At 65.4% G+C, this 7,858-nt stretch carries 7 protein-coding genes; 6 read left to right on the top strand and 1 reads right to left on the bottom strand.

Annotated features, from left to right (window positions below):
* Positions 1 to 72: 72 nt before the first annotated feature.
* On the bottom strand, positions 73 to 543 hold the full coding sequence (locus ACFU99_RS24965) for a LysM peptidoglycan-binding domain-containing protein (RefSeq protein ID WP_384395542.1): 471 nt from the start codon (positions 541 to 543) through the stop codon (positions 73 to 75).
* A 270-nt stretch (positions 544 to 813) separates the two neighbouring features.
* Between ACFU99_RS24965 and ACFU99_RS24960 the strand changes: the two genes are divergently transcribed.
* From ACFU99_RS24960 to ACFU99_RS24935, 6 genes are all read left to right on the top strand, one after another.
* Complete coding sequence (locus tag ACFU99_RS24960) at positions 814 to 1,740, top strand: hypothetical protein (protein WP_384395540.1); 927 nt, start codon at positions 814 to 816, stop codon at positions 1,738 to 1,740.
* 109 nt (positions 1,741 to 1,849) lie between these two features.
* Positions 1,850 to 2,896, top strand: coding sequence for a hypothetical protein (locus ACFU99_RS24955; protein WP_384395538.1), 1,047 nt, complete (start codon positions 1,850 to 1,852; stop codon positions 2,894 to 2,896).
* Between the two features lie 343 nt (positions 2,897 to 3,239).
* Positions 3,240 to 4,478 (top strand): AAA family ATPase, encoded by a 1,239-nt coding sequence (locus ACFU99_RS24950; RefSeq protein ID WP_384395536.1) that lies wholly within the window; start codon positions 3,240 to 3,242, stop codon positions 4,476 to 4,478.
* A 111-nt stretch (positions 4,479 to 4,589) separates the two neighbouring features.
* The gene (locus tag ACFU99_RS24945) at positions 4,590 to 6,275 is read left to right on the top strand and encodes a hypothetical protein (protein ID WP_384395534.1); all 1,686 of its coding nucleotides are present in this window, start codon (positions 4,590 to 4,592) and stop codon (positions 6,273 to 6,275) included.
* A gap of 499 nt (positions 6,276 to 6,774) precedes the next feature.
* Positions 6,775 to 7,035 (top strand): hypothetical protein, encoded by a 261-nt coding sequence (locus ACFU99_RS24940; RefSeq protein WP_384395532.1) that lies wholly within the window; start codon positions 6,775 to 6,777, stop codon positions 7,033 to 7,035.
* A gap of 47 nt (positions 7,036 to 7,082) precedes the next feature.
* Positions 7,083 to 7,211: a hypothetical protein gene (locus tag ACFU99_RS24935; protein ID WP_384395530.1), complete on the top strand. Its 129-nt coding sequence runs from the start codon at positions 7,083 to 7,085 to the stop codon at positions 7,209 to 7,211.
* The last annotated feature ends 647 nt before the right edge of the window (positions 7,212 to 7,858 follow it).

Here is a 7,858-nt window from a genome sequence, read left to right as displayed (position 1 = left end):
GCCCTGACCGCTGCGAGGCGGTCAGGGCAGCGAATCAGGCGTGGCGCGTGGCAGTGCCGCCCCGCCGGATCGTCACACCGGCGAGATGAGCAGCGAAGCCCCCGCGTAGATGAGATCCGGATTCTGGATCCTGTTCGTCTCGACCAGGATGCCGATCGGCACCCCCGTCGCACCCGAGATCGCGCTGAGCGTATCGCCTGGCTTGATGATGTACGGCTTTGCTTTCGGCGCGGGCTTCGTCCCGGCCGGTGTGCCCGATCCGTTGTGCTTGTCCTCGTCACCGCGGCCGGGCACCGGATCCTGACTCGCCCCGCTCTCGTCCTGCTTCCCCGTGCGGCCCTCGCTCGGCTGCTGGGTGCTGCCGCCTCCGGCGTTCTTCTCGCCGGGACTCACCGGCGCCTCGACCGGGGCGTGATGGCCCTGCAGCACCCGGATGAAGCTGTCCTCGGACGTCGCGAGCCGCGTCAGGCCCCATGCGGCGAGGAGCGCCGCTGCGCCCGCCATGACGCCGACGGCGATGACGGGTCCGTTACCGAAGCCCATGGGGCCGGCGTAACGCCCGTCAGCTGCCCTCGTCTGCGCCGACGGCTCCGACACAGTCGCAACTGGCCTCTGAGTCGCAGTCATCATGCCTTTCCCAGCCCCTCTGCAATTAGTACACACGACGATTCATGTCCGTATCAACAGGCTACTCATAGACGAACAGACGTTGATAGAATAAGGGAGTGAATGGCAGTCCGAATCCTGGCCAATAGCTCTCCAATAGACCGCTGAGTCATCGACCGTCAGACCGAACGAAGGAACCGCACCGCCATGAACAGCTACGCCGTCTCCGCCGACCAGCTCACTGAGGGCAAGAATGTCTTCATCCGCGGGAAGCTCAGTTTCGCCAAGCTCACCCGCCTCATCGAGGGCGCCGAGCTCGTCGCCAGCGACGAGCGCAAGACGAGGAACGGCATGAATGCCGTCGGCAAGCCGCACACCACCGCGACGATCATTCACGCCGAGGTCCAGTTCGCCGATCCGAACAACCCCACCGTCGAGGAGCAGTACGTCCTCGAGCGCCGCTACGACTCCTCGAAGCGGCCCGAAACCGGACCCAACTACTCCATCGACTCCAAGGGCAGTACCCTGCCGGTCATCTTGATCCCTTCCCCGAAGGGCGACGGCACCTTCGACCAGGACGAGTCCGGCCGGGAGCTCGCGCAGGGCCTCGACGTCACGCTCGTGCTGCGCACCTACAAGCCGAAGCAGTACAAAAGCCGCGGCCTCGCCATCGAACAGGTGATCGTCCACGATAAGGTGCGCTACTACAATCCCGGCGTCGACCAGACTGAACTGGCTGCGCGTGGCATCGTGCTCAACGGCACGCCGCGCCCCGTTCAGGCCATCCCTGCCAGTGCTCCTGCCGCCGCCGTCCCGGTGGCGACCGAAGTGGAGGACGGCCTGTCCTTCCCGGTCCCGCAGCCGGCGTCCGCATCTGTGGCCGCGGCAGCGCCGGCTTCGGTCCAGACTCAGGCCCCGGCCGCCGCCGTGGCTGCGTCCGTCGCTCCTGCTCCGACTGCTGTTCCGGCCGCAGCTCCCGCTCCGGCTCCTACCCAGCAGGAGATCCTGGAGCAGAAGCTCGCGGACCTGAAGGCCGAGAACAACCTCCTCAAGAACGCTGGTTCGGCCGTGGGCTCGCCCGTGGCCAACGGCTCCGGTCAGGCTGAGCAGCCGGGGATCACCTACCAGGGCTGATCCACGCTGACCGTCGATGAGGCCCCCGTACTCGCATCCGTGCGGTACGGGGGCCTGCCTTTCTCTTCCCCTCCTGTTGCCTCTCTCCGATCGAAGGCATGCGTCCACGATGACCCCAGCCGATCCTCATGCCTGGTTCCCGCAGTTCTACGGCAACCCCGCGATCCGCACCCTCGCCAGTGCCTGTCGGTGGACCATCTCCGGACAACTCGGGGAAGAGACCCCCGGTGATTCCGCCAAGCCGCCGAAGCACAAGGTCCCGATCGACGTACGGCACCTGCTCGCCGGCTGCACGTCCAGCTGCAAACACCCCGGCTCGCTGCGCGGAGCTTTCGCCCTGGACGAGACCTGCCTGCTCACTCTCGACGAGCTCACCGCGGCGATACCTGATGCCGCGAACGCCGCCTTCTACCTCCAGGCCCAGGCCGACGGGCTGCTCGTCCTCGACATCGAACCCAGCTGCCCGCCGGCTGTGGCCGCAGACCTGCTGCGGCTGCAGGGCACCCTCTACTCGGAGCTGTCGATGTCCAGCCGGGGCTTCCACCTCATCATGCCGCTGCCGGAAAACTTCCATGATTTCCCCGCGGCCGCCGACAAGCGTGTCCTGCGCGAGGAGCACGGCTGGTACGAGCTGCTCCTGGACCACTGGTCGACCTTCACCCGCCAGCCGGTGCCCGATCACATCGTCGCCCACGTCGACACAGCGACTACCACGCCGGCCTTCCCCTCCATCGAGGACCTCTACGCGCAGCTGGCCGTGAATGCCGGCGAGAGCTCCGGTGCTTCAGCGTCAGCTGTCGACACCGCCGAGGACATGCCCGACATCCCGTACTCGCAGGCCATCGTCGAACAGACTCTGGCCAGTGCCCACCGACAACTCCGGGATCCCGGCGACTTCAACCACGACATGTCCCGCTGGGAGTTTTCGGTTCTCGCCTCGCTCTACGCCTGGATGCGGACGCAACTGCGGGCCTACAGCGCCCTCGGGGTCGAGTACTCGTCGGGCGATACCGCATGGTTGCTCTACCAGGCGGCGCTCGCCGTCATCCCTGCGCGTCCCAAGCACAGTGAGCGGCGCAACGGCCGGGCCTTTCTCCTCGACAGGGCCGCCGCGCTGGTAGCAGACCGCGAAGCACGCGCCACGTCGGCCAACTGACGCTCTGTGCCTGCCTCCGCTGCTGTTTCTGCTCCTGATTCGCCTGCTGCCTCCGGCGGCAGGCGAGGAGGGTGACGGTGGCTGCGGTGAGGGCCAGCACAGGTGGGGAACGTGCTGGATCGCGCGGAGCGCGATCGGGTGGCGATGTGCAGCGGGGCTCCATCGCCACCGGTTCAGTGGTGGAGGTCTCCGCCCGGCTCCGGCTCTGACGGCGCGGCGCACGGCCCGCACCACTGAACCGTTTACGGCCCCTTTGACCGCGGCGACGCCGAGAGCAGTGCCGTCCATTGTCATCTCTTCGCTGTCCCTCTCTTCCTCGCCCCTGCACAGAAAAGACATCGACATGAAGTTCAACGACACCCTGACGACCCTCATCAAGCAGTCCCTTGAGGTCGGCGCGACGCCCGCTCTCATGGGCGAGCCCGGTATCGGCAAGTCCAGCTTCGTCGAGTCCCTGGCCTACTCGATGGGCACGCTGGCGTTCACGCTGCCCTGCAACCAGCTCGCCGACAAGGCCGACCTCACCGGTGCCCGCCTGGTGCCGTACACCAAGGACGACGGTACGCAGAACCATAAGCAGGTCTTCTACCCGCACCAGGTGATCCAGGAGTGCATCGACTATGCCGAGAAGAACCCGCGTGAGTGGCCGATCCTCTTCCTCGACGAGATCAACCGCACCACTTCCGACGTCACCTCCGGCGCGCTGACCCTGATCACGCTGCGCCGCATGGGGTACGTCGAACTGCCCAAGAACGTCCGCATCATCGTGGCCGGCAACGACAAGGGCGCCGTCACCTCGCTCGACGAAGCAAGCCTGTCCCGTTTCACGATCTTTCACGTCGAGCCCGACGCCGCCACCCTCATGTCCGTCCTCGGCGACAACCTGAACCCCTGGGTGAAGACGGTGCTCACGACGTACCCCGCGCTCATCTTCCAGAAGTCGACGCCCGTCGCCATCGTCGCCGACGGCCAGGACGACGACGGCGACGACAACGTCACGATGGCCGATCTGTTCGACGGCGGCGAGGAGATGAACCAGCTCACGACGCCGCGCACCATCGACAACGTGTCGAAGTGGCTCAACGTGACCGACCCGCAGCAGCTGGCGCAGTACCTGGCCACCCCGGTCCAGATCGGCGACCGCGAGACCTCGCAGTTGAACGAGGCCATCGAGGCCTATGTCGGAGACACCATGTTCACCACGCAGCTCGTGGCCACCATCGCCCAGGACCTGGCGAGCAACGCCGGCAGCGTGCAGCAGAACCGGGTGAACGTCCCGAAGCCGAACTGCTACCAGAGCTTGAAAACCGCAACGACCGTGACCGACATGGCCGCGATCATCGGAACGCTGACCAACAACGAGAAGTCCGGATCACTGCTGTACGCGCTCAAGGAGAGTGAGGACAACAAGCGCCTCATCGAGCAACTGACTCCCGCCATCACCCAGATCGAGGGGGACCACACCCGCACGCTCATCGAGATGGCAGCCAGCCAGCAGATCGACCGCCAGAACCTGGAGGTCTTCATGGAGATCGACGCTCCGATCGTCAACCAGGCCGCATTCCTCTCGGCCTTCCTCTGAATGGCTCGCTCACCGGTGGTGGGGACTGCTGCGGGCTGCCGTTCTTGCCGTAACTCCCCACCGTCGGCGGCGCTCTGCCGATGCCTTGTCCTCAGAAGGAGACCATGACCCATGACGATCACCGTCACGAACCAGAAGCCGGCCGTACTCGACGCCCTGCACACCATCTCGTGCATCGGTGACTATGACCCGATGCCCGCGATCCAGCAGACCCTCATCGACCCGCTGCTGGAGCCCTTGCATCCCAACGCCCCGGTGAACATCACCGGCGCCCAGGGCGCTGATCTGACGGGAGACATCCCGAATCTGCTCCTGAGCTGCCTCGGTGACACACTGAACGTGGCCGGCGAGCAGACGGTCAAAGAACTGCTCGGACAGACTCTGATCAACTTCGACCAGGGCACGCTGCTGCCGGTCGCGGAGCTCTTCGCCGTCCAGGCCGGGCAGCAGAACAAGATGCCCGCGCCCTCCCCTCGGGTGCTCTACACCGCGCAGGCTGATGTCCTCCCGGCCGCAAGGGCTCTGCTGGCGGGGACCGGCGCCGAGAGCGCCTTCTTCGCCTCGATCGCCTATACCTTCCACCCCGACACCCTCGGGTTCTGGTTCCAGTCCTCCGCGGCCTTCGGCGACTTCAAGGTCTGGCTGTCCCAGCAGACGCAGGCGATGGCCGGCGCCCTGCCGCCGGCCACCACCAAGTTGCTCAACGACTTCACGGCCCTGTCGCTGAAGGGGCTCACCGAATCGCTGCTGGTGCGCAAGGACGATGCTGATGCCAACGATGAGCACTCCTTCGCCCGCGTGCTCGTGCACATGCTCATGAACTACGTCGAGCAGCAGCGGACCCAGGCCAGCCAGCAGAACACCGCCCTGGACACCGGCGTCCTACCGTTCACGGTCGGGGAGCTGTTCTGCCCGCGTTCCCTCGTCCTGGTCAACGTGGAGGCCCATGCCCGGGCCACCGCGGCGAAGATCACGGGGGAGTGGAATCTCATTGACCAGTCGCTGGCTTCGCCGGTTAAGGTCGTCTCGAACACGTCGCTGTCCAAACTCACGTCGCTGCCCCGGGCCGCCGCCCGGGCTGCCGCCATGGGTTCCAAGCAGCAACCGGGCCAGCCTGGCAGCCGCAGCGCCAAGGTGGCGTTCCGCAAGCAGCCGCCGAGCAAGCTCGACCTGTTCAAGGACATCACTCGCGTGCTGCGCCGGATGGGCAAGGTCAACAGGTCGCAGAACATCTTCCGCACGATGAAGACGACCTTTCTCAAGGCCAGCCGCCGGGACCCGGACGACTTCAACAAGCCTGGCCGGATCACCTCGGCGCAGTACATGCCCGACCTGCACATCTACATCGACACCTCTGGTTCGATCTCCGAGGCGAACTACCAGGAGGCGGTCATGATGCTCATCCAGATCGCCAAGAAGCTCAACATCAACCTGTACTTCAACTCGTTCAGCCACATCCTGTCCCAGGAGGTGATGCTGCGCACGGAGAACAAATCGACAGCTCAGATCTGGAAAGAGTTCCGCAGGATCCCCAAGGTGTCGGGCGGAACGGAATACATGCAGATCTGGCGGTACATCAACACCAGCCGCGTGCGCCAGCGCAGGCTCTCGCTCATGGTCACCGACTTCGACTGGTCCCCGCCGCCCACGCGTCAGGACCACCCGAAGAACCTGTATTACGCACCCTGCTCCGCCATGAACTGGTCCCTCATGGTGGACCTGGCCAAACGCTACGCCGACTCGATGCAGCACATCGACCCGAGCATCCGGCAGAGGCTCCTCGGCATGATTGTCTGACCCTGTTGCCCTCAAGGACCGCCACGATCGGTGTTGTGCGACCAACTCTCATGACTGACATCGCTCTTGGTGATCCCTGGCTCTCTCGTCCATCGCGCCGAGCAACCCGCGCCGAAGGACATCCGATGCGAATCCCCGCAGATGTGCTCGCAGCCCTGTCCGGCCGTACCAAAACTGATGGTCATCGTCTGATGCCCATCGGCCGCCATGGGCTCCCGCCTTGTACCAGCGCGTCAACGAGGACCTCGAAGCTGTCGGTGGGGCATGGACGAAGACCGAGGGTGCGCACCTCTTCTCCGTTGACGTTGCCTAGCGCTCACCCCCGCGCTTGCCACCGGTGAGGCGGCAGTTCTCCCGCGAAAACATATCCTCGCCATGTGCCGAGGCGCGCGATGGCGTACTTGGCCGCCGAATCATCGTCGATGGCGGCTCCGAGGGGTTCTGCCCGTCAGGAAGCCGTAGCCGAGGTGGCTGGAAAACCGGAAGGAGACTGAAGATTATGAAGCTGTGGCTGGTGACCCGCACGGACGGCTGGGGATATGAAAAATATGACGCCGTCGTCATCCGCGCCGAGAACGAGGACGAGGCGCTGCGTATCGTCTGCGGTGGCCCCAACAGAGACCCCGCGCTGGCGTCGATTCCGTTCTTCGATGACAGGCCGTTTGCGGGGTTCCGCCTCGACCGGTCCAACGCCAAGGTCGAAGAGCTTACTTCCGAAGGGCCTGCCGGCATGGTCATCGGGAGCTTTTGCGCCGGATAACCCGTGCTGAGACGGAAAGCCATGCTCTGGCCGATCCAAGGCCTGGCATGACCGCGCTGGAGCCGTCTGCTGGCTCCGGCGTTATAGCCACGGCAGCAGCCCACGGCGAGGTAGTGGACCGCATCGAACGGGACCCCGGATACGTCGGCGTCCTCGCCGATGCCCGTGTGGCGTGACGGGTACAGGTTGCCGACTTCCTCACCACCCTCCCAGAACCTTGCTACGACCGGGTGCTGAGGAATCCGCCGTTCACCTGCGGCACCGGCATGGCCCACGCCCTACGGTTCCTCCAACCGGCCGAATGAGCTGCTGGTGTCGGTCATGTCGTGGACCGTCACTGAACAGACCGGCAGCACTACAGCCTTCCGAAAGCTCGTGGAACAGTGCGGTGGTCTCGCCGAGCACTTCCGGCCCGGGCGTTCGCCCAGTCCGGGACGACCGTCGACACCGTCCTCGTCACCATTCCTGCCACCCGTCCGGCCGAGGCGCGGCCCGCGGTCTGGCCTGCGCGCGACATCCCGCTCAGGAAGCGGACGAACTGCGCCCACCACTGTGCCAGGCGATAACGAGGTCAGCTGACCATACCGCTCCTCAAAAACCGTCAAGAGCAGTGTCTCTTCTGACGACCCCCGACATTCCCTCTCACCCATCCAGATCCCCGCTCGGGACACCGTGGCGCCTTTGCCCAGCGGGCCACCACACCGAGCGACCCGCACCGAAGGAGAACCCGGTGGGACTCAACAACTTCACAACCGGCGGCTCCGATGACGACCAGGGCAATGGCGGCGGCAACTTCCCGCCCGCGCTGCCGCCGTCCGGCGGC

Origin of the sequence: Streptomyces sp. NPDC057654 (assembly GCF_042800135.1) — a bacterium.
GTDB lineage: Bacteria > Actinomycetota > Actinomycetes > Streptomycetales > Streptomycetaceae > Streptomyces.
The sequence above is the reverse complement of the archived record's forward strand: the minus strand, read 5'-3'. Positions and strand labels throughout refer to the sequence as shown.

Bases quoted from the DNA above. Each gene is read 5' to 3' on its own strand.
- ACFU99_RS24965 (WP_384395542.1), bottom strand. From the start codon at position 543: ATGGGCTTCGGTAACGGACCCGTCATCGCCGTCGGCGTCATGGCGGGC.
- ACFU99_RS24960 (WP_384395540.1), top strand. From the start codon at position 814: ATGAACAGCTACGCCGTCTCCGCCGACCAGCTCACTGAGGGCAAGAAT.
- ACFU99_RS24955 (WP_384395538.1), top strand. From the start codon at position 1,850: ATGACCCCAGCCGATCCTCATGCCTGGTTCCCGCAGTTCTACGGCAAC.
- ACFU99_RS24950 (WP_384395536.1), top strand. From the start codon at position 3,240: ATGAAGTTCAACGACACCCTGACGACCCTCATCAAGCAGTCCCTTGAG.
- ACFU99_RS24945 (WP_384395534.1), top strand. From the start codon at position 4,590: ATGACGATCACCGTCACGAACCAGAAGCCGGCCGTACTCGACGCCCTG.
- ACFU99_RS24940 (WP_384395532.1), top strand. From the start codon at position 6,775: ATGAAGCTGTGGCTGGTGACCCGCACGGACGGCTGGGGATATGAAAAA.
- ACFU99_RS24935 (WP_384395530.1), top strand. From the start codon at position 7,083: ATGACCGCGCTGGAGCCGTCTGCTGGCTCCGGCGTTATAGCCACGGCA.